This is a genomic window from Cobetia sp. PS-4MA, assembly GCF_057670765.1.
The window spans coordinates 3,326,256-3,352,826 of sequence record NZ_CM173107.1; the positions used below are offsets into that span (position 1 = coordinate 3,326,256).

The 26,571-nt window shown below is 63.6% G+C and carries 22 protein-coding genes; 9 read left to right on the forward strand and 13 right to left on the reverse strand.

The window, feature by feature from the left end; translation table 11 throughout:
• Window positions 1-81: 81 nt before the first annotated feature.
• Window positions 82-945 carry an ATP-binding protein gene (locus AC26AR_RS14000; protein WP_077380076.1) on the reverse strand — a complete coding sequence of 288 codons (864 nt, stop codon included), beginning with the start codon at window positions 943-945 and terminating at the stop codon, window positions 82-84.
• A 239-nt stretch (window positions 946-1,184) separates the two neighbouring features.
• Between AC26AR_RS14000 and AC26AR_RS14005 the strand changes: the two genes are divergently transcribed.
• A complete protein-coding gene (locus tag AC26AR_RS14005) occupies window positions 1,185-2,024 on the forward strand; it encodes a M48 family metallopeptidase (RefSeq protein WP_170877501.1) in 840 nt (279 codons plus the stop codon).
• Between the two features lie 284 nt (window positions 2,025-2,308).
• Complete coding sequence (locus tag AC26AR_RS14010; protein WP_488107228.1) at window positions 2,309-3,496, forward strand: EAL domain-containing response regulator; 1,188 nt, start codon at window positions 2,309-2,311, stop codon at window positions 3,494-3,496.
• 232 nt (window positions 3,497-3,728) lie between these two features.
• Here the strand turns inward: AC26AR_RS14010 and AC26AR_RS14015 are convergent, their stop codons facing one another.
• On the reverse strand, window positions 3,729-6,140 hold the full coding sequence (locus AC26AR_RS14015; protein WP_488107229.1) for an ATP-binding protein: 2,412 nt from the start codon (window positions 6,138-6,140) through the stop codon (window positions 3,729-3,731).
• A 48-nt stretch (window positions 6,141-6,188) separates the two neighbouring features.
• Window positions 6,189-6,728 carry a putative pterin-binding protein gene (locus AC26AR_RS14020; protein ID WP_488107230.1) on the reverse strand — a complete coding sequence of 180 codons (540 nt, stop codon included), beginning with the start codon at window positions 6,726-6,728 and terminating at the stop codon, window positions 6,189-6,191.
• 230 nt (window positions 6,729-6,958) lie between these two features.
• On the opposite strand from AC26AR_RS14020, the gene AC26AR_RS14025 reads away from it, so the two are divergent.
• Complete coding sequence (locus tag AC26AR_RS14025; RefSeq protein WP_077380082.1) at window positions 6,959-7,684, forward strand: response regulator transcription factor; 726 nt, start codon at window positions 6,959-6,961, stop codon at window positions 7,682-7,684.
• Window positions 7,685-7,828: 144 nt separating this feature from the next.
• Here AC26AR_RS14025 and aroE read toward each other — a convergent pair whose 3' ends face one another.
• The 3 genes from aroE to tsaC form a co-directional block, all read right to left on the reverse strand.
• Window positions 7,829-8,662: a shikimate dehydrogenase gene (gene aroE, locus AC26AR_RS14030; protein WP_103751502.1), complete on the reverse strand. Its 834-nt coding sequence runs from the start codon at window positions 8,660-8,662 to the stop codon at window positions 7,829-7,831.
• A gap of 45 nt (window positions 8,663-8,707) precedes the next feature.
• Window positions 8,708-9,628: an oxygen-dependent coproporphyrinogen oxidase gene (gene hemF / locus AC26AR_RS14035; protein WP_488107231.1), complete on the reverse strand. Its 921-nt coding sequence runs from the start codon at window positions 9,626-9,628 to the stop codon at window positions 8,708-8,710.
• 154 nt (window positions 9,629-9,782) lie between these two features.
• Complete coding sequence (tsaC, locus tag AC26AR_RS14040; RefSeq protein WP_077380089.1) at window positions 9,783-10,364, reverse strand: L-threonylcarbamoyladenylate synthase type 1 TsaC; 582 nt, start codon at window positions 10,362-10,364, stop codon at window positions 9,783-9,785.
• A 255-nt stretch (window positions 10,365-10,619) separates the two neighbouring features.
• On the opposite strand from tsaC, the gene AC26AR_RS14045 reads away from it, so the two are divergent.
• Window positions 10,620-11,513, forward strand: a complete 894-nt coding sequence (locus AC26AR_RS14045) for a 5'-nucleotidase, lipoprotein e(P4) family (protein ID WP_488107232.1) — start codon at window positions 10,620-10,622, stop codon at window positions 11,511-11,513.
• A 190-nt stretch (window positions 11,514-11,703) separates the two neighbouring features.
• Here AC26AR_RS14045 and dprA read toward each other — a convergent pair whose 3' ends face one another.
• Both dprA and AC26AR_RS14055 read right to left on the reverse strand, forming a co-directional pair.
• Window positions 11,704-12,963: a DNA-processing protein DprA gene (gene dprA / locus AC26AR_RS14050; protein ID WP_488107233.1), complete on the reverse strand. Its 1,260-nt coding sequence runs from the start codon at window positions 12,961-12,963 to the stop codon at window positions 11,704-11,706.
• A gap of 56 nt (window positions 12,964-13,019) precedes the next feature.
• Window positions 13,020-14,072 (reverse strand): LysM peptidoglycan-binding domain-containing protein, encoded by a 1,053-nt coding sequence (locus tag AC26AR_RS14055; protein WP_218015102.1) that lies wholly within the window; start codon window positions 14,070-14,072, stop codon window positions 13,020-13,022.
• 239 nt (window positions 14,073-14,311) lie between these two features.
• Here AC26AR_RS14055 and def point away from each other — a divergent pair, with 239 nt between their 5' ends.
• The 5 genes from def (at window position 14,312) to AC26AR_RS14080 (ending at window position 20,514) form a co-directional block, all read left to right on the forward strand.
• Window positions 14,312-14,821 carry a peptide deformylase gene (gene def / locus AC26AR_RS14060; RefSeq protein WP_077380095.1) on the forward strand — a complete coding sequence of 170 codons (510 nt, stop codon included), beginning with the start codon at window positions 14,312-14,314 and terminating at the stop codon, window positions 14,819-14,821.
• Window positions 14,822-14,996: 175 nt separating this feature from the next.
• Entirely contained in the window at window positions 14,997-16,001 is a 1,005-nt protein-coding gene (gene fmt, locus AC26AR_RS14065) for a methionyl-tRNA formyltransferase (RefSeq protein WP_077380097.1), read from the forward strand.
• Window positions 15,998-17,449, forward strand: coding sequence for a 16S rRNA (cytosine(967)-C(5))-methyltransferase RsmB (rsmB, locus tag AC26AR_RS14070; RefSeq protein WP_191237660.1), 1,452 nt, complete (start codon window positions 15,998-16,000; stop codon window positions 17,447-17,449). Before fmt ends, rsmB begins: the two co-directional genes overlap by 4 nt.
• 160 nt (window positions 17,450-17,609) lie before the next feature.
• Complete coding sequence (gene trkA, locus AC26AR_RS14075; RefSeq protein WP_077380101.1) at window positions 17,610-18,983, forward strand: Trk system potassium transporter TrkA; 1,374 nt, start codon at window positions 17,610-17,612, stop codon at window positions 18,981-18,983.
• A gap of 82 nt (window positions 18,984-19,065) precedes the next feature.
• On the forward strand, window positions 19,066-20,514 hold the full coding sequence (locus tag AC26AR_RS14080; protein WP_077380103.1) for a TrkH family potassium uptake protein: 1,449 nt from the start codon (window positions 19,066-19,068) through the stop codon (window positions 20,512-20,514).
• 106 nt (window positions 20,515-20,620) lie between these two features.
• On the opposite strand, the gene AC26AR_RS14085 is transcribed toward AC26AR_RS14080, so the two are convergent.
• The 5 genes from AC26AR_RS14085 to ttcA form a co-directional block, all read right to left on the reverse strand.
• Complete coding sequence (locus AC26AR_RS14085; protein WP_488107234.1) at window positions 20,621-21,493, reverse strand: tRNA-uridine aminocarboxypropyltransferase; 873 nt, start codon at window positions 21,491-21,493, stop codon at window positions 20,621-20,623.
• Between the two features lie 110 nt (window positions 21,494-21,603).
• A complete protein-coding gene (locus tag AC26AR_RS14090) occupies window positions 21,604-22,548 on the reverse strand; it encodes a bile acid:sodium symporter family protein (protein WP_488107235.1) in 945 nt (314 codons plus the stop codon).
• An 80-nt stretch (window positions 22,549-22,628) separates the two neighbouring features.
• Window positions 22,629-23,378, reverse strand: a complete 750-nt coding sequence (locus AC26AR_RS14095; RefSeq protein ID WP_077380110.1) for an SIR2 family NAD-dependent protein deacylase — start codon at window positions 23,376-23,378, stop codon at window positions 22,629-22,631.
• 81 nt (window positions 23,379-23,459) lie between these two features.
• A complete protein-coding gene (aceK, locus tag AC26AR_RS14100; RefSeq protein WP_077380112.1) occupies window positions 23,460-25,232 on the reverse strand; it encodes a bifunctional isocitrate dehydrogenase kinase/phosphatase in 1,773 nt (590 codons plus the stop codon).
• Window positions 25,233-25,463: 231 nt separating this feature from the next.
• Entirely contained in the window at window positions 25,464-26,429 is a 966-nt protein-coding gene (gene ttcA, locus AC26AR_RS14105; protein ID WP_077380114.1) for a tRNA 2-thiocytidine(32) synthetase TtcA, read from the reverse strand.
• Window positions 26,430-26,571 lie beyond the last annotated feature (142 nt).

Genomic DNA, 26,571 nt, shown 5'->3' on the forward strand with positions numbered 1-26,571 from the left:
GACTGCAGGGGCGGCGTCTTCGTCTGGGCGCATTGCCTCAGGCCAGTGGCCGGTGCTGCACACCCCGGTCACATGATGGCATCAGGCTTCCAGCGTCTTCTGTCCCGCCCACAGGTTGGCGAACTGCCAGGCAGCACGCCCGCTGCGCACCCCGCGCTGAGTGGCGTAACGCAACGCCTCGGCACGCGCCGCCTCGTCGAAGCTGCCCGCGCCGAGACGCCATTCCACCCAGTGCTGACAGGTCTCCAGGTAGGCATCCTGATTGAAGGGATGGAAGGCCAGCCACAGGCCGAAGCGGTCCGACAGCGAGATCTTCTCTTCCACCGCATCGCCATGATGCAGCTCGCCATCGACGATATGGGTGTCGTGATTGTCGCTCATGTGCTCCGGCAGCAGATGACGACGGTTGGACGTGGCGTACAGCAGCACGTTCTCCGGCGGGCCCGTCAGGGTGCCATCCAGCACGCTCTTGAGCGCCTTGTAGGCGTCATCGCTGCCCTCGAAGGACAGGTCATCACAGTAGACGATGAAGCGGTGCGGCTGTTGTGCCAGCTCGGCGACCAGCCCCGGCAGCGCCGGCAGGTCGTGACGGTCTATCTGGATCAACCGCAGGCCTTCACTGCCCAGGGTGTTGAGCAGCGCACGTACCAGCGATGACTTGCCGGTGCCACGCGCGCCCCACAGCAGCGCGTGGTTGGCCGGCCGACCCGCCAGGAAGGCGCGGGTATTGGCCAGCAGCTCGCGCTTCTGACGGGCGATGCCGAGCAGATCCTCGAGCGTCAGGGCATCACGCGGCGCGATCGGGGTCAGGCGGCCGCCCAGGGGGTGGCGGGTCCACAAGGCGGCGACGTCTCGTGTCCAGTCCACCTCGACAGCCGTCGGCGGCAGCATCGGCTCCAGACGGTCCAGCAACTGCGAGAGGCGGTGTTCAAACTCTGGTGACATGATGACTCCCTGTCAGGTACATGGGGCAAGGGCCGTGGCAGGCCCATGAGATCGCGCCCAGTATCTCATGCCCGGCGAGCCCGTCTGGCCTGACGTTGCTGTGATCTCAGCAACGTATCATTTCGCTGACTGCACCACTGCGCCTATCCGGTTATGCTGTCTGCACGTTTCTTGCACGTTCAGCACCGCCTTGCCGTGCACTCGAAGGTTGTCATCGTCACCATTGCCAGGAGGCCTCAATGCCAGGATTGCTCGATCACTCATCTCCCCGCGCCCTGCGCCGTCTGCTCCCGCTGGCGGCTCTTGCGGCGTCCGTCACCCTGAGTGCCTGCGCCAGTTCTCCTCTGGGCCGAAGCCAATTGACGCTCTATTCGGATCAGGAGCTGGAGAAGATGGGAGAAGCCAGCTTTAGCAAGTACCAACAGGAGCTGCCGGTGGTGGAAGGCCGCCAGGATGCCTATGTCAGCTGCGTGGCAGATGCCGTGACCGCCAAGGTGCCCGCCAGCTATGGCATCAGCGAGTGGCAGGTCAAGGTATTCGAGGATGACTCTGCCAATGCCTTCGCACTGCCGGGCGGCTACATCGGCGTCAACACCGGTCTGCTGGAAGTCGCCGAGAATCAGGATCAGCTGGCGACCGTCATCGGCCATGAGATCGCCCACGTGCTGGCCCGCCATGCCAATGAGCGCGTCTCGACCCAATCCCTGACGTCCGCAGGTCTTTCCCTGACCCAGGCACTGGCCGGACTGGAAGGCACCGGCGGTGACCAGCTCATGGGATTGCTGGGCATGGGCGCGGAATATGGCGTGCTCAAGCCGTTCTCGCGTTCACATGAGTCCGAGGCCGACCTGCTGGGGCTGGACCTGATGGCCGAAGCCGGCTTTGACCCACGTGCCAGCATCAAGCTGTGGGCCAACATGAACGCCTCCGGTGGCGCTCAGCCTCCGGTCTGGATGTCCACTCACCCCAGTGACGAGCAGCGCATGACCGCGCTCAACGAGCGCCTCGAGACCGCATTGCCGACCTACCAACAGGCACGGGCCGCCGGCGAGAAGCCCAACTGCGACAGGCTGCGCTGAGCCAGCTTACGCAGGAGAACGTCCCCGTCTTCCAGAGGCGCCTGTCGGGCGCCTCTGGCATCTCTGCCGCGCATTCATCGATCTCGTGTCCCGACGTCTCACCGCCGTGCGCCACTCTGAATCCGGACGACTCCACCAGGCGCATGAATGTAAAAAGGTGGCGCCAAATGTGTCGATATACGCGTTGTGAGTGGCGACGTTGCTAGTCTTCAGACATGCGCTCACCTACCCCCCGAGAAATGTCACCGTGAGCGTCCTCTCGCCCCCAGCCAAGGATGTATCACATGACGCGACATGCACTCATCATCGACGATGATCCGGACTTTCGTGAGCTGATCGCCGGACTGCTTTCCACCTTCGGATTCAGCTGCATGGAAAGTGAGGGACTGCAGGACATCGCCTGTGACCCTTCCTCTCTGCAGGCAGACCTCATCCTGGTGGATTATGAACTGGGGGACTTCACCGGCGCTGATGTTCTCAGCTATCTGCGTGAGCGCAATGTCGAGGCGGGCATCATTCTGATGAGCGCCTGTCACGATGACGACATGCAGGCGATGATCAATCAGGGCCGACGCAGTGGCCTGGACATGCTGGGACAGCTCAGCAAGCCGTTCGATCTCAAGCATCTGGCGTCCATGCTCAATGATCTCGATGAACACCATAATCCGCTGACGCTCGCGGAGCTGGATGAGGCCCTGGCCCAACAGCAGCTGCATCTCGTCTATCAACCCAAGATCGATCTTGCCAGTGGCCAGCTGAGTGGTGCCGAGGCCCTCGTGCGTTGGCAGCATCCTCTGCGCGGCATGGTCATGCCCAACCAGTTCATCGCCCTGGCGGAGCGCAGCAATCGCATCGAATCGCTTACCTGGCAGGTTATCCATCAGGGATTCGGTCAGCAGCAGGAGTGGCAATCACAGGGCCTCACGCTGAATCTGGCGCTCAATCTTTCCCCACAACTGCTTCGCTCGCGTGACATGCTGAAGAAGCTTGATGCACTTGCCAGCCAGCATCAGGTCGACCCCCATACGATCACCCTGGAGCTCACGGAAAGTTGCGGTATCGACTGTCTGACCTACGCCCGCCATCTCCTGAACGCCATTCGCGAGCGCGGTTATCGCCTGGCACTGGATGACTTCGGTACCGGCTTCTCCTCGATGATGCAGCTCTACAATCTGCCCTTTGACGAGCTGAAGATCGACCAGTGCTTCGTCGGCCGCAGCGATAGCCACCCGGAAGCCCGTGCCATCACGCGCACCATCGTCGAGCTTGGCCAGCGACTCAATCTCGCTATCGTCGGGGAAGGCATCGAGACGACACAGCAACGCGACTACCTCTGCGATACTCGCTGCAATCTCGGCCAGGGCTATCTCTTCGCACGGCCCATGACAGTCACCGACTTCAATGCCTGGAGCCACTGCCCCCCCACTGCCGTCAGCGCCCTCATCCAGCGCCATGCGCCTTCCGTTCACTGACGGACAGGCTTCCCATCAACGCATGCCCGGATCAAGAAAGCCGACTCGAGCAAGCGGATGCTCCTTCAAGACAGAAACGCCACTCATGTCACCATGGGTGGCGTTTCTGTCTTGCGAGCCCTGCACTTCCTACACTCCCTACACTCTTTTCTCTTCCGCTTCACTTCCCTTCGCTCGCCTATCGCCCTCACATGAGGGCTCCTGCAAAAGGCACTTCATGAGAAAAAGCCCTTCAGGAGAGCAAATATCCCTGCTCGAGAAGACTGTCGCGCGTCGGCACACTCAAGGCGCGCAGCGTGGCGACATGATGATGGGCCCGGGTCATGTCTTCGGAGATCGCGGCCTCCTCCAACGCCCTGGCACCGCTGGCGATACCGCTGCATCCCAACGAAGCAGAGGCCCCTTTCAGGGAATGCGCTTCCCGCTTGAGCTCCCCGAGATCCCTCTGCTGTAGCAGGGTCAACATCACGTCGAGTCGCCCCTCGAGGCGCGTCAGGTAATTGCTCAACAGTCGTGAGTAAGCCTCGCGACTCAGGGTGGCAAGCAGCTCCTGACAGGTCGCCTGCTGAAGCAGCGATGACGGGTTGCCCTTCAGGTCACACTGATCAGAGGCCGGATCGGCGCCAGCATGTGTCTCATCAGATGACGGCTCCGTACCGAGCGGCGCCGCTTGCTCATCCGCCAACGGCACGTTGACGCTACTGGCGGAGGGCTCCTCCGCCAGGCTCGCCATGGCGAGAACTTCCGTGCCAGATTTCGCGTCAGACTCCGCGCCAGAGCCCACGCCAGCGCCCACGGGGATCTCCCGCTGGCGGGACGTCAGATATTGGTGCAGCACCTGCTGCAGGTCATCACGAGTGAAGGGTTTGTGCAGGACACCGTCCATTCCGGCCTCGATGCAACGGCGTGCATCTTCCTGCATCACGTTGGCAGTCATCGCGATGATCGGCAGGCGGGTCGCGGACGTCTCGGCTTCCCGTTGACGCCAGCGTCGTGTCGTCTCCAGACCATCCAGCACTGGCATCTGCATGTCCATGAAGATCAGATCAACCTCATGGTCCGCCTGCGACAGCCAGGCCAGCGCCTGCTCCCCCTCCTCGACGATCGTGACCTGCTGCCCCAGATATTCCAGCATTGCGCGAGCCAGCGACTGATTGACCTCGTTGTCTTCCACCACCAGAACGCGGGCCTCGGGCAAGGGGGCTTCCCTCGCCGTCTGCTGGGGGCAGGCCTCGGAGGCTGTCAGCACCGGCAACGGCACGCGACACCAGAATCGACTGCCGAGGCCAAGATGACTCTCCACGCCGATCTCTCCACCCATTGCCTCCACCAGCCGCTTGCAGATGGCCAACCCCAGCCCGGTCCCTTCATGGCGACGTGCCATCGAGGTATCCACCTGGGTGAAGGGGGCAAACAGCTGACTCACCTGGTCAGAGGCGATACCGCAACCGCTGTCGTGGACCTCGAAATGAAGGGTCTCGTCCTCTTGCGACGACACCCGCAACCGGATGGTCCCCTGGGGACAGAACTTGAACGCGTTGTTGAGCAGGTTGGTCAGCACCTGGCGCAGACGATTGACGTCTCCCTCGACCCAGACAGGCAGGTCATCGGCACGCTCCTCCAGGAAGATGCGCGAGCACCCCTTGCCGGCACCGTCTGCCTGACGGGTGTAATGCGCGGACAATGACTCGAGAAAGTCGGGCAGCGAGAAGCAGCGCCGGTCCAGCTCCAGCTTGCCGGCCTCGATCTTGGAGTAATCCAGCACGTCATTGATGACGGCCTGCAGACTCTCGGCACTCTGACGCAGCATCACCAGATATTGCTGCCCACGCTGGGTCGAGACTTCCTCACCGATGAGGTCCGATACGCCGACCATGCCGTTGAGAGGCGTGCGTATTTCATGACTCATGATCGCCATGAATTCCGACTTGGCACGACTGGCGGCCTGCGCCAGCTGCACCATGCCATCCAGCTCCTGAGTACGCTCCTCCAGCTTGCGGGTCTTGGAGGCCCGCCCGCGACTCTCGACGATCAGAGCGACCACCAGGACAGTGCCGCTGAGGGTCATCAGCAGGACCAGTGACAGCGCGAGTGCATACAGATTGAGAAGCTCCGTACGCTCCTTCGTGCGCTGCAAGGCAGCCTCCGCGTTGATATCCAGCAGCAGCTTGCCTGTCTGCTCCTGAAGAGAGACCAGGCGACTGAGCAGCTGCGCGTAGAGTGCCTCTTCACGCTGCTGACGACTCGCAAGCTCCATGATGCCGTTGTCCAGCACCTCGATTCTGGGCAGCATCGCCAGCAGCTGGACATGCAGTTCCGGCATCCCCGCCAGCATGCTGCCGAGTTGACCGTTCTGCAGCAGCTGTACCCGGCTGTACAGGATATCCAGACGCAACAGCAGCTCACTGTCATCCATCAGTTCCGGTGGCGTGGGAGACTGCTGCTCCTCGGCCACCACCATGCGCAGCTCGCGTACCTCCCTGTCGAACTGATAGACCGCCCAGATCAGGTTCTCGCGCAGCTTGTGCTCAAGGGCCTGCTGGCGTTGGTAGACCAACACGCCAGTCACCAGTGCCGAGACGAAAAACAGCGTCGCGGCAATGGCGATGGCGGTTCTGAAATGCAGAGAACGAAGAGGATTCATGCACAGGCATCCTGCCAGAGCTCATCAGACGGAGCGGAGAATGTGGGCTCAGCGTTCGATGACGATCCGCTTCACCTGCCAGACAGAGCGAGTCATGATTTCCTCGTTGAGGAGATCCGGCTGCTCGCTGAAGGGATAGATGATGAAGATCGGGCCATTGTCGCGTACCCGAAGACGCTTGCCCTCGGTCTGCATGGCCAGTATCACCGGGTAGTCGAAGTAATCCTGCACCGGGGCATTGGCCGCGTAGTCATTGAGCGCGACGATGCGCATGGTGCCACTGTCAACGCCCACCGCCTCCATCAGCGCCGAACCGAGCGGTCCGCTGAAGCTGACTTCACCGTCATGCCATGGCGTGGTGGTCACGGTTTCCCGCTGTGGCAGCGCTTGTAGCATCGCGCGATCGAAATGTGCCTCATCACCGGCATTGACGTGACGGATATCACCCGTGACGCGCAGCACGACCGGCCCTTGCGGTGCTTCCAGCGCCATGGCGAAGGGTGAGAGCGACAACGCCATCAGCAGGAGCCAGTGGCGCATGCGACATGACGCCAGAATGAAGCGGCGTGAGAGTTCGAGAAGAGGCATGAGGGAGACTCCTGTGGATCATGGGTAGCCATTGATCACGGCCAGTGATTCACCGTCGCGAGGCATCATCGCCAATCACGAGCCACCATGAGCAGAGGTGCACGACAGCAAGAGAGCAGCTGGGAACGAGTATAAGCCGCCATCGTCGGGCCAAACGTGAACCATTGTGACGCGGTCTCACGCAAGGGGCGCGTAGACTGCTGGTCATACCCATGCAGGGAGGCAACGACATGCATATCGGCATTCTCGAAGATGACCATGATCAACGTGATTATCTGACCCTGTGTCTCGAGTCCCAGGGGCATGAAGTGGCAGGATTCGAACGCGCGAGCCAACTGTTGCGCGCATTGCGTGAACGCAGCTTCGATCTGCTGATCATCGACTGGCAGCTGCCGGATGCCTGCGGCATGGAACTGACGCGTACGCTGCGCAATGAACACGGCTGGCAGGGGTTGATCCTGTTCATCACCGCAAGCCAGGGAGAGGAGGATGTCGTGCATGCCTTGCAGCATGGTGCCGACGACTTCCTGAGCAAACCCATCAATCCCAGAGAGCTGTCAGCCCGGGTGTCCGCGCTGGGACGACGCCTTGCCAACAGCAAGGCCAGCAATGGATCGCAGGAAGTGGAAGCGCTCCCCGGCCAGTACCGGATCGAACAGGATGAGCACACCATCTGGTGCGGCGAACATCCCGTCAATCTGACGCAGCGCGAATACCGGCTTGCCGTGCTGCTGTTGCGTCATGTTGGAGAGCTGTTCTCGCGGGCTTACCTGCTCGAGATGGTCTGGGGGATCAACGGCGACATCTCCACCCGCACCGTCGACACCCATATCAGTCGCCTGCGCCGCAAGCTGGAACTCGACGGTCGGCGTGGCCTGCGCCTGAAGAGCGTGTATCAACATGGCTATCGTCTGGAAACCTGCACGCCATCGGCGCTGTCCGCTGCCAGCGCTTGAGAATCGTACCCACCTCCTCGGTATCCACTTTCTTTTCTGTCCCGCAACGCAAGGAGCCGGCACGTCGTTGAACGAAGTGCCGGCTCCTGCATGCATCCCGGCCACCCGGGCTGCAGTCACTGACTGACCTGCCTCAGCGACCTGTCAGCCGCTGACCAGCATCTTGCGCAGCATGTCCGCCACGGGTGCCGTATCCGGGCGCTTGTGGCGCCACAGGAAGTAGGACTCGGCCGCCTGCTCCACCAGCATGCCGAGACCATCCTCGCCCCGTGCCCCCTGCTCGCTGGCCCAGCGCATGAAGACGGTCGGCTCGGCGGCATACATCATGTCGTAGGCCAGTGCCTGCGATGAGAACAACGAATCCGGCAACGGCGGCAACTCACCGCCCAGCGATGCGCTGGTGCCATTGATGACCAGGTCGAACTGACCCTCGATGGCCTCGTAGCTGCCACCGGAGAGCTGACAGCCATCTCCCGCCAGGTCCGCGAAGTCCTCGGCCAGCGCGCTGGCCTTGGCAGCGGTGCGATTGGCGATCACCAATGCCGCAGGCTGCTTGGCCAACAGAGGCTCCAGCACGCCACGCACGGCGCCGCCAGCGCCAAGAATCAGGATACGCGCGTCCGTGAGCGGGGCCTCGAGACGCTCGAGGTCACGGGTCAGCCCGACGCCATCGGTGGTATCGCCATACAGCTGGCCATTCTTGCCCAGCAGCAGAGTATTCACGGCCCCGGCGCGACGAGCGCGCGGACTCAATACCTCGACCAGCCGATAGGCCTGCTCCTTGAAGGGCATGGTGACATTCGCCCCCTGCCCGCCTTCAGCGACGAACTCGGCCCAGCCAGCCGCGAAGTCATCCACCGGCGCCAGTCGCGCCTCGTAGCTCAGGGAGTCCTTGAGCTGCTCAGCGAAGGCACGATGAATCAGCGGGGATTTCGAGTGGGCAATCGGGTTGCCGAATACAGCGTAGCGGGACATCAGGACTCCGGTGACAATCACAGTGAAACATCAGGGCCAATGACGCGATCAGGCCTCTCCGCCCAGCCAGTCGCGGGCATGCAGGAAGTCACGATAGAGCGCGGCTTCGGGACTGCCTTCCTCGGGCTGGTAACCATACTCCCAGTGGACCACCGGCGGCATCGACATCAGGATGGACTCGGTGCGTCCGCCGCTCTGCAGGCCGAACAGGGTGCCACGGTCCCAGACCAGATTGAATTCCACGTACCGGCCGCGACGATAGAGCTGGAAGTTGCGTTCACGCTCGCCATGGGCCGTATCACGACGGCGCTCGACGATGGGCAGATAGGCATCGAGGAAGCTGTCTCCCACTGACTGCTGGAAGGCGAAGCAACGCTCGAAACCCCACTCGTTGAGATCATCGAAGAACAGGCCGCCGATGCCACGCGTCTCACCGCGATGCTTGAGATAGAAATACTCGTCACACCAGGCCTTGTAGCGAGGATAGACATCGCTGCCGAAGGCGATGCAGGCATCGTGCGCGGTCTGGTGCCAATGACGGGCATCTTCCAGCACCGGATAGAACGGCGTAAGGTCGTAACCGCCGCCGAACCACCAGACCGGCTCCTCGCCTTCCTTCTCGGCGATGAAGAAGCGCACGTTGCCATGACTGGTCGGGACATGCGGATTATGGGGATGCAACACCCAGCTGACCCCCACCGCGTGGAAACTGCGGCCCGCCAGCTCAGGACGAACGGCAGTCGCCGAGGCCGGCAGCTCGTGACCGAAGACATGCGAGAAATTGACGCCGCCCTTCTCGAAGACACCGCCATTCTCGATGACTCGTGAGCGGCCGCCGCCACCTTCGGCACGCTCCCAGCTGTCTTCCCGAAAGTCAGCCTTGCCATCGCAGGCTTGCAATGCATCACACAGGCGGTCCTGCAGGTCGAGCAGGTAGACCTTCACGTCTTCAAGATTGGCGTGTGCCACGATGCCTCCGATGAATCGAAAAATGAAAGATGTCAAAGCGACGATAACGTCGCTGCGCTTGCCGAGGAAAACGAAAGCGCCAGCATACCCCTCCCGCGCGGGCCGGGCAGACGAACTCGACTGCGCGCCTGACCTGCATCAAGAAAGTGAACGCTCAGGCCCGCAGGACCTCGCCGGTCACCAGATCACGAATGGTACTGGGGCGAGGATTGCCGCCCAGCGGCCCCGTCAGAATCACGTCGTCCGCCAGCGCCTCACCGAAGGCAGCCTGCACTTCGGCAGCCGTCATCGCCGGAGCGTCTCCCGCACGATTGGCCGAGGTGGATACCAGCGGGCCATCCAGCGCCGCACACAGCGCCTGGACCAGAGGATGATCACTGACACGTACCGCCAGACTCACGTGCTCTCCCTTGAGCAGCGGATGGGCGCGACCATTGTCAGGCACCAGCCAGGTGAAGGGGCCGGGCCAGCTGGCCATCAACCGTTCACGTTGCTGCTCGGAGATCCCTTCAAGCCAGGGCTCGATCTGCGTCACGTCGCCGGCGATCAGGATCAGTCCCTTGGACGGATCGCGCTCCTTGAGCCGGATCAGGCGCGACAGCGCCTCGCCATCGTCGGGGTCACATCCCAACCCCCACACGGCCTCGGTGGGATAGGCGACGATGCCGCCACCACGCACATGCTCGGCAGCCGCCGCTACCGCGGAAAGATCGAACGAAACAGCACTGGCATTCATGATCCGCACGGACTCCTGGAAATGGACACTGGCAGAGAGGATACGGCGAGGCGGCTTGCCTGTCGCCGCATCGACAGTCGGCGGATTCTACCACGCCACTCAGCGCGAGGCCGACGCAACGCTGAGTCGCGCAGGCATGACTTATGATGGCACCGACATCACGTCATCATCCCGCAATCGCATCATCCCTGGATCACGATGACCGCAGGTCACCACGAATCCACCCTCTCCTCCCGAACAAGGAAACCCTGCCTCATGCGCCGTCTTGCGACCCTCAGTACGTCTGCCGCCCTCCTGTTGACGATGGCCGGCTGTGCCAGCTCTGGAGCCCCGACAGCGGAACAGACGCCCTCCCTGAATTCCACCGAAGGTGGGGCCCCCGTCGCCGCCCAGGCCGCTCCACTCAGCGACCAGGCCATGCTGGCGACCCTCTGGATACAACGCAGCGCTGAATTCCATGGCCTGTCGCTGCAGGCCTTCAATGTGGCGCATGATCGTCTGAATCTGGCACTCGCGCGCCGCAGTGCCGAGGACAAGCCACTCGCGGTGGTCGTGGATGTCGATGATACCGTGCTCGACACCACCAGCTATGGTGGCTGGGCGCTGCGCGAAGGCCGTACCTACGACAGCCAGAGCTGGGCGGACTGGGTAGACGACGCCGTCTCCACCGCCTCCCCGGGCGCCGTCGACTTCCTCAACTACGCCCACGACAGCGGTGTCGATGTCTACTACATCACCAATCGCAAGGCGGTCGGCAAGCAGGCCACCATCGACAATCTCGCCGCACTGGGCTTCCCGCAGGCGAATGCCGAGCACGTGATGCCGCGTACCGACAGCTCCGACAAGACCGCACGCCGCGCCAGCGTCACGGCCGAGCACGACATCGTCATCCTGATGGGTGACAACCTGGGGGACTTCGATCAGGCCTTCCAGCAAGCCACCAGCGCGGCACGCCACGCGGAAGTCGAGAAGCAGGCCGGTGAATTCGGACGCCGCTTCATCATGCTGCCCAACCCGACCTACGGCGAATGGGAAGGTGTCGTCTATGACGGCAACTGGGGAGCAAGCGATGCAGAGAAGCGTGCCATGCGCGAGGCGGCACTGAATGTCTGGCAACCCGAGAGCGGCAGCGTCAGCCAAGGCAAGTGAGTTCACGTTGCCGGCCATGCATGGCCGGCAACGCCCTCAGGCGAGCGTGACTCGCCTGAGGGCTGCAGAAAACAGGAACGCCCTTCAGATGCCGCCGAGGCAGCGCTGAAGGGCGTTTTGATGTCTAGAGACGGCTCGCTGCGCAAGCTTGCGTGAAACACGACGGGCCATGACGGGATGTCTGAACGGCTTACAGGCGTTTCCAGCCTCCCGGCGCCTGCACCACACGCCCTTCCAGCTCCAGCTCCAGAAGCTGCATGCTCAGGACACTCACATGCGTCCCCGAGAGCTCCACCAGTTGATCCAGTGCCAGTGGCATCGCACTCAGATAACACAGCGGGGCAGGCACAGGCGACGTCTCCGCGACAGGCCTGTCCCCCTCCAGCAGCGGCAGATTCTCGGGTAGCGCATTGCCGCGCGCCCCCGTCGGCACGGAACGGGGGGAAGAGACGCGAGGCGCGGATGGCGCGTCAACGACACCTCGAGGGCTGGTCAAGGGGCGACGCTGCTCCGTCGGCATCAGATGACTCAGCTCGGCAAGCATGTCATCGACATCACGCACCAAGGTAGCCCCCTGACGGATCAGCTCCAGACATCCGCTGGAGGCGATGTCATCAATCCGCCCGGGCAATGCGAAGACCTCGCGGTTCTGCTCCATCGCCAGACGTGCACTGACCAACGAGCCACTGCGCAGCGTGGCCTCCACCACCAGCACGCCATGCGAGAGGCCGGTGATCAGACGATTGCGACGCGGGAAATGACGGGCATGCGCCCCGGTGCCAGGCGGATGCTCCGACAGCAGCAGGCCTCCGCTCTCCAGCAGCCGGAGCCGCAACTGATGGTGCTGGGCAGGATAGGTCACGTCGACGCCACACCCGAGCACGGCGAGAGTCGAGGGTGGCGCGGGATAGGCATCGGCTTCCAGGCGCTGCGCAGCATTCAAGGCCCCCTGATGCGCTGCGGCATCGATGCCCAGCGCCAGGCCACTGGCAACGCTCCAGCCCCGGGAGACCAGCTCGGCGGCCAGGTCATGCGCATGCGTCATGCCAGCGGGGCTCGCCTTGCGGGCACCGACGATGGCCAGCATGGGCTGCTCGAGCAGGGAGCGCCTGCCCAGGGCCCACAGCGCGATGGGCGGATCTGGCAACAGCGCCAGCATGGCAGGCCAGTCGGCATCGGCGGGGGTCAGCAGATGACGCCCCTGCTCTGGCGCATGCCAGGCAAGATCCGTCATCACCTGTTGATGAAGCGGTGAAGATGCGGGTCGCTCACACCACAGCCGCACAGGCGCGGCAAGGCGCGACGGCAGTGCCGCCAGCCACCCCTGTGGCCAGTCAGCTCGTTCAAGCAGCTTGGCCACGGTGTGCGTACCGATACCCGGAAGACGCGCCAGAAAGACGAAATCCGCCCGCGAGGGGCGGCGCTGCTCGACATCACCATCGATCGACACGCCACACCTCCCGAGCGGATGCTCACAGTTGCGGATCAAATACCGGGCATGTCTGCTCAGCCATGCGGCTCCAGCAGCTTGTCTCCGACACTCAGCGGGCGCTCCGCCCTCATCACCAGGGCATAGCTGACCTTGTCATAGATACGGAAGACCATGAGCAGGCCGCCTTCTTCGCCCGGCAGAGTGATCGGCTCCCCTGTCTTGGGGTCGGTGATCGTCTCGCCCTGACGCTCGACACCGAACACGAAGCCCGGCTCCACGCCATCCCGGCTCCCGCGGTTGAGCGCCACGATGTCATTGCGACCGATGTTGCGCAGTCCGTCCGGTGCCGCGAGGATCTCGCCGCCCGACACCTCGACGGGAGGCTGTGGCTGGAAGCTGGTGCTGATGGCCCCGCCATCGGCCGGCAACAGCAGATCACCGTTGAGAATCTCGCGATTGGCCGAGACCACATGCATCACGCCGATGTCGCCCTCGCGACGCTCCAGCTGGACATCCCCGATACTGATCATCTCCAGGCCCAGGAATTCCTGGGTGACAGGGTCCAGGTAACGCTGCCCCGTCCGGTAGATGCTGAAGGTGTCATAGGCCGGCCACTGACCACGCGCATAGACGGTATCCCCGGCACCACTGATCAGACGCGTGTCGTCACCGGCCACCACGTAGGGCGCATTCTCGAGCAGGCCAGGATCGACCACGCGGTGGTCCTTGAGGAAGGCGGAGATCTTCTCGAGCGGGATCGGTGGCACGGCCTCGCGCTTGGGAATCTTGCGAATCTTGGGCGAGAGCTTGACCACGCCGCCCTGGCCACGCTCCAGGCGCAGACGAGGCTCGCCGTTCTCGTAATAGAGCGAGATGCGATCTCCCGGATAGATCAGGTGTGGATTCTTGATCTGCGGATTGGCACGCCAGACTTCCGGCCACAGCCAGGGCTCACGCAGAAAGCGTCCCGAGATGTCCCACAGCGTGTCGCCGCGCACCACCACATAGGTGGAGGGTACGTCATCACGTACGGTTGCCGCCTGCGCCAGCGACGTCCCTGCGCTTGCCCCCAGCGTCGCCATGCCAAGGAGTGCCGTGAACACGGCGTTGCCGACCAGTCGTTTCATGCCCATTCCTGCGTCCCTTGCGTTGATGCCACCTGTTGTTGTCGGTGGTGATGGCCTGTCTCAAACCCGCGCCGAGCGCGTGCCGCCCAGCCTTGCCCCTGCCTGACGGAACTCGCGATCAATCATGACTATTGCCGCGATAGTAGCAGCATTGAAGGCCATCGGTTCCGTTCCTCGGCTGTGCACACTACAATATCAGGCAAATCTCCACTGACAGCACAACGGTAATTACACCAGTCATGGCCAAGCGCGAAATTCTTGAATTCCCCGATGAGCGTCTGCGCAATGTTGCCGCCCCGATCGACACCTTCGACGCGGAACTGCAGACCCTGATCGACGACATGATCGAGACCATGTATGACGCGCGTGGCATTGGCCTCGCCGCTACCCAGGTCGACGTGCATCGTCGTCTGATCGTCATCGACGTCAGCGAAGATCAATCCCAGCCTCTGGTATTGGTCAATCCCGAATACACGCCCATCGGCGAAGCGCAGGAGCCGATGCAGGAAGGCTGCCTGTCGATCCCGGAATACTACGCCGAAGTGCCGCGCTATCTGAAAGTACGGCTCAACGCTCAGGATCGCAACGGTGAGGCCTACGAACTCGAGGCCGAAGGCCTGCTGGCACATTGCATCCAGCACGAGAACGACCACCTCGAAGGCAAGCTGTTCGTCGACTACCTCTCCCCGCTCAAGCGTGATCGGGTGATGAAGAAGATGCAGAAGCGCCACAAGCTGCAGGAAGCGTGATCCGCACGCCGGAGGGGACTCCGGTGCGCCATGTCACATCGCAGGGAGGCCGGAGGATTTCCTCTGGCCTCCCTGCTTGTTGATGAGTGATTCACCGGCACCGCCTGAATCCCTCCTTTACCGTCAGCACCTTGAGCCTGGCCCTCGGCCGCGCTCCCCATATGAGAGCTCTTGCATGTCGAAAGCCCTGCGCATCGCCTTTGCCGGCACCCCCGATTTCGCCGCCGAATGTCTCGCCGCGCTGCTCGAAAGCCGCCATGAGATCGTCAGTGTCCATACCCAGCCTGACCGCCCTTCCGGGCGCGGCCGCAAGCTGACCCCCGGCCCCGTCAAGCAGCTGGCACTCCAGCACGACCTTCCCGTCCATCAGCCGCTCAACTTCAAGGACGAGGCCGATCGCCAGATCCTGCGCGATCTCGAGGCCGACATCATGGTGGTGGTGGCCTACGGGCTGATCCTGCCGCAGGCCGTGCTCGACATCCCGCGCCTCGGTTGCCTGAACATCCATGCCTCCCTGCTGCCACGCTGGCGCGGTGCCGCGCCGATCCAGCGCGCCATCGAGGCCGGCGACAGCGAATCCGGTGTCACCATCATGCAGATGGATGCCGGCCTGGACACCGGCGACATGCTGCTGATCCGTCGCACCCCGATCACCGCCAGCACCACTGGCGGCGAGCTGCATGATGCCCTGGCGGCACAGGGCGGCGAGGCCATCGTCACGGCCCTCGACGCCATCGCCGATGGCGATCTTCCGGCGACCCGACAGCCCGAGGAAGGTGTCACCTACGCCGCCAAGCTCTCCAAGGCCGAGGCGGAACTCGACTTCACCCGTCCCGCCGCCGAGCTGGACGCGCGCATTCGCGCCTTCAACCCGTGGCCGGTGGCCTGGACACGCCTGGACGGCGAGCCGCTACGCCTGTGGATGTCGCGCACGGGCGAGCAGCGCCTCGCAGACTTCGTGTCACCCGGCACTCTGCTGGCGCCCGGCAATGATTGCCTGCGCATCGCCTGCGGTGATGGCCATCAGGTGCTGGAGATCACCCGTGCCCAGCTGCCCGGTGCCAAGCCGCTGTCCGTCAAGGACCTGCTCAACTCACGTGCCGCGCGCTTCCCCGAGGGCCTTGTCCTCGGCGCCGACCACGCCCCTGATTCCGATTCACAGACCGAGACTTCCGCATGAGCCAGTCAGACAACCCGTCCTCCAAGGGCAACGGCAAGAAGCGCAACTCCCTGCCGCCGGCCCGCAGCAAGGGCGGTGGTTCGAAGCACGGTGGTGCGCGCCGCAAGCCTGACAATGCCCCGGCCTCACCGGGCGCTGCCGTCCGGGTTGCCGCTGCGCGCACCCTGGCGCCGGTACTGGCGGCAAAGACCTCTCTGAATCTGGACGGCCTGCCGTCTGGCGTCGCCGGGCGTGACCAGGGCCTCTACAAGGCACTGTGCTTCGGTGTCTGCCGCCAGCTGCCGCGTCTGGACGCACTCGCGGGCAAGCTTTTGAAATCGTCCTTCAAGGCGCAGGACCAGGATATCCACGCCCTGCTGCTGCTCGGCCTCTACCAGCTGCTGTACATGCGCATCGCGCCGCATGCGGCCGTCGGTGAGACCGCTGGCGCCGCACGCGGCCTGGGCAAGGGCTGGGCGACGGGCGTGCTCAATGCCTGCCTGCGTCGTTTCCAGCGTGAGCAGGAAGCACTGGAAGCCGAGGTCGACAAGGACCCCGCCGTGGCGCTTTCCCACCCGCAGTGGCTGCTGGACACCTTCCAGCGCAACTGGCCGGACGACTGGGAGGCCATCGCCGCCGCCAACAACGCCCAGGCCCCGATGACATTGCGCGTCAATGTCGCCGCCATCAGCCGCGAGGACTACCTCGCCCAGCTGGCCGATGCCGAGATCGACGCCGTGGCCTGCCCCTTCGCCGAGCACGGCATCACCCTGGCCAGCGCCTGCGACGTCAGTGCCCTGCCGGGCTTCGAGGAAGGCCTGGTCAGCGTGCAGGATGAGGCCGCCCAACTGGCCGGTCAGCTGCTGGCCCCCGCCGTGACGGCCATCAACCCCGAAGGGGAAGGCGTGCGCCTGCTGGATGCCTGCACCGCGCCGGGCGGCAAGCTGGCGGACATGCTGGAGCGCTTCCCCGCGCTGGACGCCACTGCCATCGACATCGACGGCGAGCGTCTCGAACGCGTGGAAGAGACGCTGGAGCGTCTGGAACTGGGCGCCGGCGTCGTGTGCGCCGATGCCAGCGAGCGCGACTGGTGGGACGGCGAAGCCTTCGATGTCATCCTGCTCGACGCGCCCTGCTCCGGCAGTGGCGTCATCCGCCGTCACCCGGACATCAAGCTGCTGCGTCGCCCGAACGACATCGGGGACCTGGCGCGCCTGCAGGGCAAGCTGCTGGAGAACCTGTGGGGCATGCTCAAGCCCGGCGGCACCCTGGTCTACGGCACCTGCTCCATCATCACCCAGGAGAACGCTCGGGTGATGGATCGCTTCCTGGCCGCCACGCCGGATGCCAAGGCCGAGACCATCAAGGCCGACTGGGGCCGCGTCTCCGGTGCCGGTCGTCAGATGCTGCCGCAGGTCAATGGCCACGATGGCTTCTATCTGGCGCACATCACCAAGGCCGGCGCCTGACGCTCGGCAGGATCACCGGACAGGCGTACCGCATCCCGGCTTGCGAGATGATGCGCCTGGCACACCAGGACAGCCGTGCCCCGACTCCCGGGGCACGGCTGTCTTCCGTCATGGCACTGGTTTATCCTGTGCCGACTGAGCAACAGCGGACGAGCCGGACATGAAAATCATCATTCTGGGTGCAGGTCAGGTCGGCGGCACACTCGCCGAACACCTGGCCCATGAAGAAAATGACATCACGGTCGTGGACACCGACACCGAGCGGCTGCGCGAGCTGCACAACCGTCTCGATATCCGCACCGTCACCGGCGCGGCCAGCTATCCCCAGGTGCTGCGTCAGGCCGGCGGCGAAGATGCCGACATGCTGATCGCGGTGACCAATTCTGACGAGGTCAACATGATTGCCTGTCAGATCGCCCACAGCCTGTTCCATACCCCGACCAAGATCGCGCGGGTGCGCTCCACCGCCTACCTGACTCGCAAGGGCCTGTTCTCCCACGATGCCATCCCGGTGGACGTGCTGATCAGTCCCGAGCAGGTGGTGACGGATCACATCCGCCGCCTGATCGAGTATCCCGGCGCCCTGCAGGTGCTGGACTTCGCCAATGGCGTCGCCCAGCTGGTAGCGGTAAAGGCCTACTATGGCGGTCCGCTGGTCGGTCAGGAACTCGGTTTCCTGCGTCGTCACATGCCCAACGTGGATACTCGCGTGGCAGCCATCTACCGGCGCAATCGTCCGATCATCCCGCGTGGCGATACCGTGATCGAGGCCGATGACGAGGTGTTCTTCATCGCGGCGCGCAAGGATATCCGCACCGTGATGGGCGAACTGCGCCGCGTGGACCGCAACTTCCGTCGCGTGGTGATCGCCGGCGGCGGCCACATCGGTGAGCGCCTGGCCGAGACGCTGGAGCACACCCATCAGGTCAAGATCATCGAGCACTCGCTGGCCCGTTGCACCGACCTGTCCGAGCGCCTCGACCGCACCGTGGTCCTGCACGGCAGCGCCACCTCCAAGCGCCTGCTGCTGGAGGAGAACATCGAGGACTGCGACATCTTCTGCGCGCTGACCAACGATGACGAGGTCAACATCATGTCCTCGATGCTGGCCAAGCGACTCGGCGCCAAGAAGGTACTGACGCTGATCAACAACGCGGCCTACGTGGACCTGGTGCAAGGTGGCGAGATCGATATCGCCATCTCGCCGCAGCAGGCCACCATCGGCGGTCTGCTGACGCATGTGCGCAAGGGCGACATCGTCAACGTGCACTCTCTCAGGCGCGGCGCGGCAGAAGCCATCGAGGCCATCGCCCACGGCGATGAGCGCTCCTCCAAGGTGGTGGGCCGGCGCATCGAGGACATCAATCTGCCCGAGGGTGCCACCATCGGTGCCGTGGTGCGTGGCAAGGAAGTGCTGGTCGCGCATCACGATCTGGTGGTGGAATCCAACGACCACGTCATCCTGTTCGTGGTCGACAAGCGCCGTATCCGGGAAGTCGAGCGCCTGTTCCAGGTCGGGCTGACCTTCTTCTGATGATGGCCGCCACGATGTCTCTCGCAAGCCGGGCTCGCTGCATGGGCCGCCACATTCGCGTCATGATGCGTGGGGGCCGTGCATGAGCCTGCGCGTCATCTATCGCATCCTCGGCATTCTGCTGATGCTGTTCAGCCTGACGCTGGTCCCGCCGATGCTCATCTCGCTGGCCTTCGAGGACCATACCCTCAGCGCCTTTGCCATCGCCCTCGGCATCACCCTGCTGACCGGCTTCGCGCTGTTCTATCCCAACCGGCATGCCCGCAAGGAGTTGCGCAACCGCGATGGCTTCTTGATCACGGTACTGTTCTGGACGGTGCTGGGTGCCTTCGGGTCGCTGCCCTTCCTGCTCGCCGAGGACCCGAACCTGTCGATCATCGACGCCATGTTCGAGTCGTTCTCGGGACTTACCACCACCGGGGCGACGGTAATGACGGGGCTCGATCTGCTGCCCCACTCCATCCTCTACTATCGCCAGCAGCTGCAGTGGCTGGGCGGCATGGGGATCGTGGTACTGGCGGTGGCGATCCTGCCGACTCTCGGTATCGGCGGCATGCAGCTCTATCGCACCGAGATCCCCGGACCGCTGAAAGACTCCAAGCTGACGCCGCGCATCACCGAGACGGCCAAGGCGCTCTGGTACATCTACGCCGCCCTGACCCTGGTGTGCTTCGCCAGCTACTGGGCCGCCGGCATGAGCTGGTTCGATGCCCTCGGCCACAGCTTCTCCACCGTCGCGGTGGGCGGCTTCTCGACCCACGATGCCAGCATCGGCTACTTCGATTCCGCCACCATCGAGATGATCTGCGTGTTCTTCATGGTGGTGTCCTCGATCAGTTTCGGCCTGCACTTCGCCGCCTGGCGCGAGGGGCGGATCAGTCATTATCTGCGCGATCCCGAGACCCGCTTCTTCCTGATCCTGCTGCTGATCCTGACCTGCGTGACCATCGCCGGCCTGCTGCTCACCGGCAGCTACGATGACAGCAAGGCGCTGCGCCATGGCCTGTTCGAGGCCGTCTCGGTGGCCACCACCACCGGCTTCGGCGTCGCCGACTTCACCGGCTGGCCGGGCGTATTGCCGATGATGCTGTTCATCGCCGCCTTCATCGGCGCGTGCTCCGGGTCCGCCGGCGGCGGCATGAAGGTCATCCGTATCCTGCTGATTCTCAAGCAGGGCGTGCGTGAGGTGCATCGTCTGATCCACCCCAACGCCATCCTCTCGGTCAAGGTGGGCAAGATGCGCATCTCCGAAGGGGTCGCGGAGGCAGTGTGGGGCTTCTTCTCCGTCTACCTGCTGCTGTTCGTGCTGATGATGCTGGGCATGCTGGCCACCGGACTGGATCAGGTCACGGCCTGGTCGGCGGTCGGCTCTGCGCTCAACAACCTGGGGCCGGGACTCGGTGAGGTCGCGACCCACTACGGCGATATCCCGGGGGCGGCCAAGGGCATCCTGATTCTGGCGATGCTGCTGGGACGCCTGGAGATCTTCACGGTTCTGGTACTGTTCACGCCGGCCTTCTGGCGACGCTGAGTCCTGCCCGTCGAGCAGGCGGAGCGGACAAGCTCCTGCCCGCCCCTGAACGCGAACGCCCCCGCCGGATGACTCCGACGGGGGCGTTCTCACTTCTGTGTCACGGCTATTCGCCGGCCTTGGCCTCACGGCGAGCCAACAGCCGACGCATCGGTGCGGTCGGCTCCAGCACATAGTGAATCCGGCTGGCGCGATAGCAGTCGTTGAAGGCGTCGAAGTAATCATCCAGCACGTTGGCCGCCTCCTCCTCCCCCGCCTGACGCAGCAGCTCCGCCGCCACCTCCGCCGTGCACAGATGTGACTGGGACGCCGGCTTGCGCAGGTGATAGCGCGTCAGACGCGTGGTGTGCAGCGGCAGCACCGGCAGACCGTCCAGATAAGGGCTCTTGCGGAAGATGCGACGCGCCTGACGCCAGGTCCCATCCAGCAGGATGAAGACTGGAATGCGCTCCTCGCCACTGGCGGTATGCGTCGCCACCTCGGGCCCGACACCGGCGATGGCGTTCACGTCGACCACGCGATCAGCGTAGTCCGGCTGATCGTCCGGGAAGATGATGAACGGCTGATAGCGCTCATCTTCCAGCAGCGCCAGCAGGCGGGGGTCCGGCTCGACACGATACCAGCTGAAGACCTCGGTGCCCGCCAGCACATCCGCGATCAGGCGCCCGGTATTGGTGGGCTTGTAGTGCTCAAGCGGGTGGGTGATCAACCAGAACGTGATGCGTGACTGCGCGCAGACCTGATACGGGCACAGGCAGTTGAGCCTGGGCAGACGGCAGGCCTCGCAACGGATCACCTGGCTGCCACGCGCCTTGAATTCCCGTCGCGGGTGGCGTCCGTGCCACTCATCCGGCTCGCCACTGGGAAGCGTCGTGATACCGCTGGCCTCGCCCGGCTCGGTCGACTCCGGGGCGGAGGAAGCGGCTTGATCAACGCTGGCGGGATGACCAGCGGCCGGCGTAAGACGGGAATCACACATGATGGGTGGTCAGTACCAAAGAAAAAGGGACGCGCATTCTAGCATGCGTGTCCCTTTCTCATGTTGCCGTCTCGTGTCGCCGAGCGTGGTTCACTCAGCAAGTGTCGCGGCTATACCTCGTAGCGGTGCTTGCCGCCGGTCACGAACTTCGGCGGCCGACGCTTCCAGTAACCGGCCAGCAACGAGCCGGAGACGTTGTGCCAGATGGAGAAGATCGCTCCCGGCAACGCCGCCGTGGCAGAGAAGAACTGGCTGGCCAGTGACGCCGCCAGTCCGGAGTTCTGCATGCCGACCTCGATGGCGATGGTGCGCGAGGTACGCTCATCCAGTCCGAACAGGCGCGACAGGCCATAGCCGGCGCTCAGGCCGATGGCGTTGTGCGCCACGACGGCCAATGCCACCAGCGGGCCCAGCGTGGCCAGGCGACCGACATTGAGCGACACCACGATGGCGATGATCAGCACGATCGCCAGCATGGCCAGACTCGCCAGCGCCGATTCCCACTCGCGGATGGCGTCACGCGCGAAGTGATGCACGATGACACCCAGCACGATGGGCGCCACCACCAGCTTGGCGATGCTCAGCAGCATGCCGCTCACCGGCACGTCGATGTCCGCCCCCAGCAGCCACCAGGTCAACAGCGGCGTCATCACGATGGAGAGCAGTGTCGAGGCCATGGTCATCGAGACGGACAGGGCCACGTGACCACCGGCGAGCCAGGTCATCACGTTGGAGGAGGTTCCCCCCGCAGTGGCCCCCACCAGCACCATGCCGACCGTCAACGCGGGGTCCAGCCCCAGCAGCCGCGCGATCAGGAAGGCAGCCAGCGGCATCACGCTGTATTGCAGCAGCAGGCCCAGCGCGATGGGCCCCGGGCGACGTGCGACACGCATGAAATCCTCACGCGACAGCGTCAGTCCCATGGCGAACATGATCAGGGCCAGCAGCGGCTGGATGACATCCTTGAGGGCCACGAAAGGCGCCGGCGCCAGCACGGCGAGGCCGGCGAACAACAGGGCCCACAGCGGGAAGAAACGATTCAGCGTCTCAAACATGCTTTCAATTTCCGGTCACCGAAGGTTGCTTGCCTCCGGGATTGCTGGCCCACCGCCCATGGCAGGCCTGAAGCCGCGCATCATAACGTATCAGGCAGGCCCAGGTGTCCCTGATACAACCAATGGCGCACAAGACGTGGCACTGCCTGCCCGGCGCTTTCCGCCAGGGGATGCACGCCGGGCTCCGCCAGCTCATGGGCATTCGGGTCCACCAGCACGATGGGGGCATCCAACGGTGCCGCTGCATAGAGATTCGAGGCAGGCATCACCTTGAGCGAGGTCCCCACGATCAACAGCAGATCCGCTTCCGCCGCGATGCCTTCGGCGACGCCGTAAAGTGGCACTGCCTCACCGAACCACACCACGTCCGGGCGCAACTGACTGCCCTTGTCACACAGGTCTCCCAGCCGAATGCCACCGCGCGGCAGCGGGTAGCGCAAGCCGTGGTCGACGCTCGAGCGTGCCTTGAGAATCTCGCCATGCAGATGCATGACCTCGCGCGAGCCGGCTCGCTCGTGCAGATCATCGATATTCTGGGTAATCACCGAGACACGAAAACCGGCCTGTTCAAGTTCTGCCAGTGCCTTGTGCGCCGCGTTGGGCCTGGCCCGCCGGACCTGGGCACGGCGATCATCATAGAAGCGCAGCACCTTCTGCGGATCACGCCGAAATGCCTGCGGAGTGGCGATCTCCTCCAGACGGTGCTCTTCCCACAGGCCATCTTCCGCACGGAAGGTGCGCAGACCGCTTTCCGCGCTGATGCCTGCGCCACTGAGCACGACCAGATGCCGACCATGGCGCGCGCCAGGATCCCTGAAACCTTCACTCATCCAACACTCTCTCTCGCTGTGAACTTGATCGTGACGTCCCATTGCCGAGCCTGGGGGCGCTTCCTGTCCGAACGCAAGCCTTCAGTCATCGATGAAGTCCTGGCTGCGATCGACCCCGAAACGTCGCTTGTTGCGATAGGGGTAGACATCGATCACCCGTCCCGCCGTGATGGCATCCTGCAGCCCCTTCCACCAGCTGGCCTGGAAGATTTCCGGATGCAGCTCGTAGAACAGCTTGCGCAGCCCAAGATCCGCGAACAGGAAGGGGCCGAATTCTTCCGGGAAGATGTCGTTCGGTCCCACGGAATACCAGGGTTCGCTGGCCATCTCCTGCTCAGGGTAGAGCGCTTCGGGAATCTCGCGGAAATTGCACTCGGTGAGATAGTTGATCTCGTCGTAATCGTAGAAGACCACCCGACCATGACGGGTCACGCCGAAGTTCTTCAGCAGCATGTCGCCGGGGAAGATGTTGGCCGCGGCCAGCTGCTTGATCGCATTGCCATAGTCATTGAGCACGGCGCGCGTCTCATCCTCATCACACTGCTCGAGATAGAGATTGAGCGGCGTCATCATGCGTTCGGTATAACAATGCCGAATCAATACCTTGTTGCCGCGCAGCGTGATGGAGGAGCTGCAGACCTCCAGCAGCTCGGCCAGGCAGTCGGGATCGAAATGATCGCGTCCGACGGCGAAATTGGAGAACTCCTGGGTGTCCGCCAGACGGCCGACGCGGTCGTGGCGCTTGACCAGACGATACTTCTGGCGCACCTGGTCGCGGCTCATGTCCTTGCTGGGCGCAAAGCGATCCTTGATCAGCTTGAAGACCAGTCGATAGCTGGGCAGCACGAAGACCGCCATCACCATGCCTCGCACGCCCGGCGCGATGATGAATCGGTCGGTGCGACTGGCGACATGGTCGTTGAGGCCACGGAAAAGCTCGGTCTTGCCGTGCTTGTAGAACCCGATGGCAGCGTAGAGCTCGCCGATGGGCTTGTCGGGCATCAGTGTCTGCAGGAAGCCCACCACCTCACCGGGCACCTCGATCTCGACCTGGAAGTAGGCGCGGGTGAAGGAGAAGATGATCGAGACTTCCTCGGGCTCGATGATCACGGTATCGAGATAGACGCCGTCGCGTTCGGTATGCAGTACCGGCAGCACCAGCGGCAGCGTCTGCCCGCCGCCCTCGATGCGTCCGATGAGGTAGGCCCCCTTGTTGCGATAGAAGACGCTGCGCAGCACCTCGAAGGTGGCATCGGAGGCCTCACGCACCTCGGGTGGCAACACCTCGAGCAGCATCTCGGCGCCCAATGTCACGTCGCGCCCCTGATGTTCGAAGGCGATCCCCAGCGGGGCCTCGCTCAATACCGTGTCCAGCGCCCCTGCCCAATCACCCTCGACCGGCACACGGTGGCTGATGCTCATCCCGGAGTGGCGAGCTGGCGCCTGTCGGGAAGATGACACGAACATCCAGTCGTCCCGGATATGACGGTGGGAAAAGACACTGCAGAAGATGGAGTTGTAGAAGGTCTCGGCCAGCTTGTAGTCCAGGCGCTGATCGATCAGCGTCATGTAATGGCGTCGGGCCTCGCCCCACAGGGTGCATTCGCTCAGACGCTCAGGCTCGAAGGCGCGCGCCAGACGCTCCATGGTCGCGGCGACCTTCTCGTCATAGAGGTTGATGCGTGCCGCCGAGGCCTGCTGTGCCTCACGCCAGTCGGCCTCGATGAAACGCCGTCTGGCATCGCTGGAAATCTGCTTGAAGCGCGAGCGGTACTCATCAAAGCCATGCAGCACCGTCGCCGCCAGACGTTGGCCCTGCTGACCATTGCCACGTTCATCGACATCATTGTCCATCACCGCCCCCCTGCCCTTGGGTCATCCGACATCCTCAGAGCATGCGGACAGTTGCCCCGTCAGGCGAGACGACAATGGTCGCGGGCCATCAACTGTCGATGACGTTCCACTCACGCACGCCAGCGCTGTCCCGTCTTGCCATTTAAGGATTACCGGCCCTGAAACGCACGACGCCACCTCGCGACAGGCGAGATGGCGTCGGGGATTCGCGGATGTCAGCAGGATCCGGGCTTAGAGCTCCCGGCCCAATGAGGCCGCAGTCTCGGAGGCAGTCTGAACACGGCGCTCGGCTTCGAAGAGGTCTTCTGCCATGCCGGCCTGCTCCGAGTCCATGTCCAGCGCATCGATACGCGTGGCCTGGAAGCGATCGCGCTTCTCATCCAGCCCCGCGAAGTCGAACAGCTCACGGTCCGCCAGGTGCGAGGGTGCCACGGAAGTGACGGCACGGAACATGGTCTCGAGCCGCCCGGGATGCTGCGTCTCCCAGTCCTGCAGCATCTCCTTGACCACCTGACGCTGCAGGTTCTCCTGGGAACCACACAGGTTGCAGGGAATGATCGGGAACTGACGCGCCGTGGAATAGGCTTCGATGTCCGATTCGCGGCAATAGGCCAGCGGACGAATGACGATATGCCGCTGATCATCCGACAGCAGCTTGGGCGGCATCGTCTTGAGCTTGCCACCGAAGAACATGTTCAAAAACAGCGTCTCGAGAATGTCATCGCGGTGATGGCCAAGGGCGATCTTGGTCGCCCCTATCTCGGTGGCAAAGCCGTACAGCGAGCCACGCCGCAAGCGTGAGCACAGCCCGCAGGTCGTCTTGCCCTCGGGCACCTTCTCCTTGACGATGGAATAGGTGTCACGCTCGAGAATGTGGTATTCCACGCCCACTGACTCAAGCCATGCCGGCAGCACGTGCTCCGGGAAACCGGGCTGTTTCTGATCCAGATTCACCGCCACCAGACTGAACTGGACCGGCGCATTGCGCTGCAGGTTCATCAGGATGTCCAGCATGGTGTAGGAGTCCTTGCCACCTGACAGGCACACCATCACCTTGTCGCCATCGCGGATCATGCCGTAATCCGTGATGGCGGTGCCGACATTGCGGCGCAGCCGCTTCTGCAGCTTGTTCAGCTCATGCTTGGCATCCGCTGCGTCATGCGTGCGGGAGGTGGCGTCAGTTTCAGGTGTGAACATGGGGCATCAGACAGGCAGTTTGGGAGGGCACACAGTCTAGCATCGGCCAGTGTCACGTCACAGAGGCGGACGGCCTGCCGCAATACGCAAGACGCCCGCAGTCAGCGGGCGTGGGGGGATTCGTGCAGATGCCGGGAAGCGA

Excerpts from the sequence above, each read along its gene's own strand:
- AC26AR_RS14000 (WP_077380076.1), bottom strand. The coding sequence starts at position 945 with ATGTCACCAGAGTTTGAACACCGCCTCTCGCAGTTGCTGGACCGTCTG.
- AC26AR_RS14005 (WP_170877501.1), top strand. The coding sequence starts at position 1,185 with ATGCCAGGATTGCTCGATCACTCATCTCCCCGCGCCCTGCGCCGTCTG.
- AC26AR_RS14010 (WP_488107228.1), top strand. The coding sequence starts at position 2,309 with ATGACGCGACATGCACTCATCATCGACGATGATCCGGACTTTCGTGAG.
- AC26AR_RS14015 (WP_488107229.1), bottom strand. The coding sequence starts at position 6,140 with ATGAATCCTCTTCGTTCTCTGCATTTCAGAACCGCCATCGCCATTGCC.
- AC26AR_RS14020 (WP_488107230.1), bottom strand. The coding sequence starts at position 6,728 with ATGCCTCTTCTCGAACTCTCACGCCGCTTCATTCTGGCGTCATGTCGC.
- AC26AR_RS14025 (WP_077380082.1), top strand. The coding sequence starts at position 6,959 with ATGCATATCGGCATTCTCGAAGATGACCATGATCAACGTGATTATCTG.
- tsaC (WP_077380089.1), bottom strand. The coding sequence starts at position 10,364 with ATGAATGCCAGTGCTGTTTCGTTCGATCTTTCCGCGGTAGCGGCGGCT.
- AC26AR_RS14045 (WP_488107232.1), top strand. The coding sequence starts at position 10,620 with ATGCGCCGTCTTGCGACCCTCAGTACGTCTGCCGCCCTCCTGTTGACG.
- AC26AR_RS14055 (WP_218015102.1), bottom strand. The coding sequence starts at position 14,072 with ATGAAACGACTGGTCGGCAACGCCGTGTTCACGGCACTCCTTGGCATG.
- def (WP_077380095.1), top strand. The coding sequence starts at position 14,312 with ATGGCCAAGCGCGAAATTCTTGAATTCCCCGATGAGCGTCTGCGCAAT.
- fmt (WP_077380097.1), top strand. The coding sequence starts at position 14,997 with ATGTCGAAAGCCCTGCGCATCGCCTTTGCCGGCACCCCCGATTTCGCC.
- rsmB (WP_191237660.1), top strand. The coding sequence starts at position 15,998 with ATGAGCCAGTCAGACAACCCGTCCTCCAAGGGCAACGGCAAGAAGCGC.
- trkA (WP_077380101.1), top strand. The coding sequence starts at position 17,610 with ATGAAAATCATCATTCTGGGTGCAGGTCAGGTCGGCGGCACACTCGCC.
- AC26AR_RS14080 (WP_077380103.1), top strand. The coding sequence starts at position 19,066 with ATGAGCCTGCGCGTCATCTATCGCATCCTCGGCATTCTGCTGATGCTG.
- AC26AR_RS14085 (WP_488107234.1), bottom strand. The coding sequence starts at position 21,493 with ATGTGTGATTCCCGTCTTACGCCGGCCGCTGGTCATCCCGCCAGCGTT.
- AC26AR_RS14090 (WP_488107235.1), bottom strand. The coding sequence starts at position 22,548 with ATGTTTGAGACGCTGAATCGTTTCTTCCCGCTGTGGGCCCTGTTGTTC.
- AC26AR_RS14095 (WP_077380110.1), bottom strand. The coding sequence starts at position 23,378 with ATGAGTGAAGGTTTCAGGGATCCTGGCGCGCGCCATGGTCGGCATCTG.
- aceK (WP_077380112.1), bottom strand. The coding sequence starts at position 25,232 with ATGGACAATGATGTCGATGAACGTGGCAATGGTCAGCAGGGCCAACGT.
- ttcA (WP_077380114.1), bottom strand. The coding sequence starts at position 26,429 with ATGTTCACACCTGAAACTGACGCCACCTCCCGCACGCATGACGCAGCG.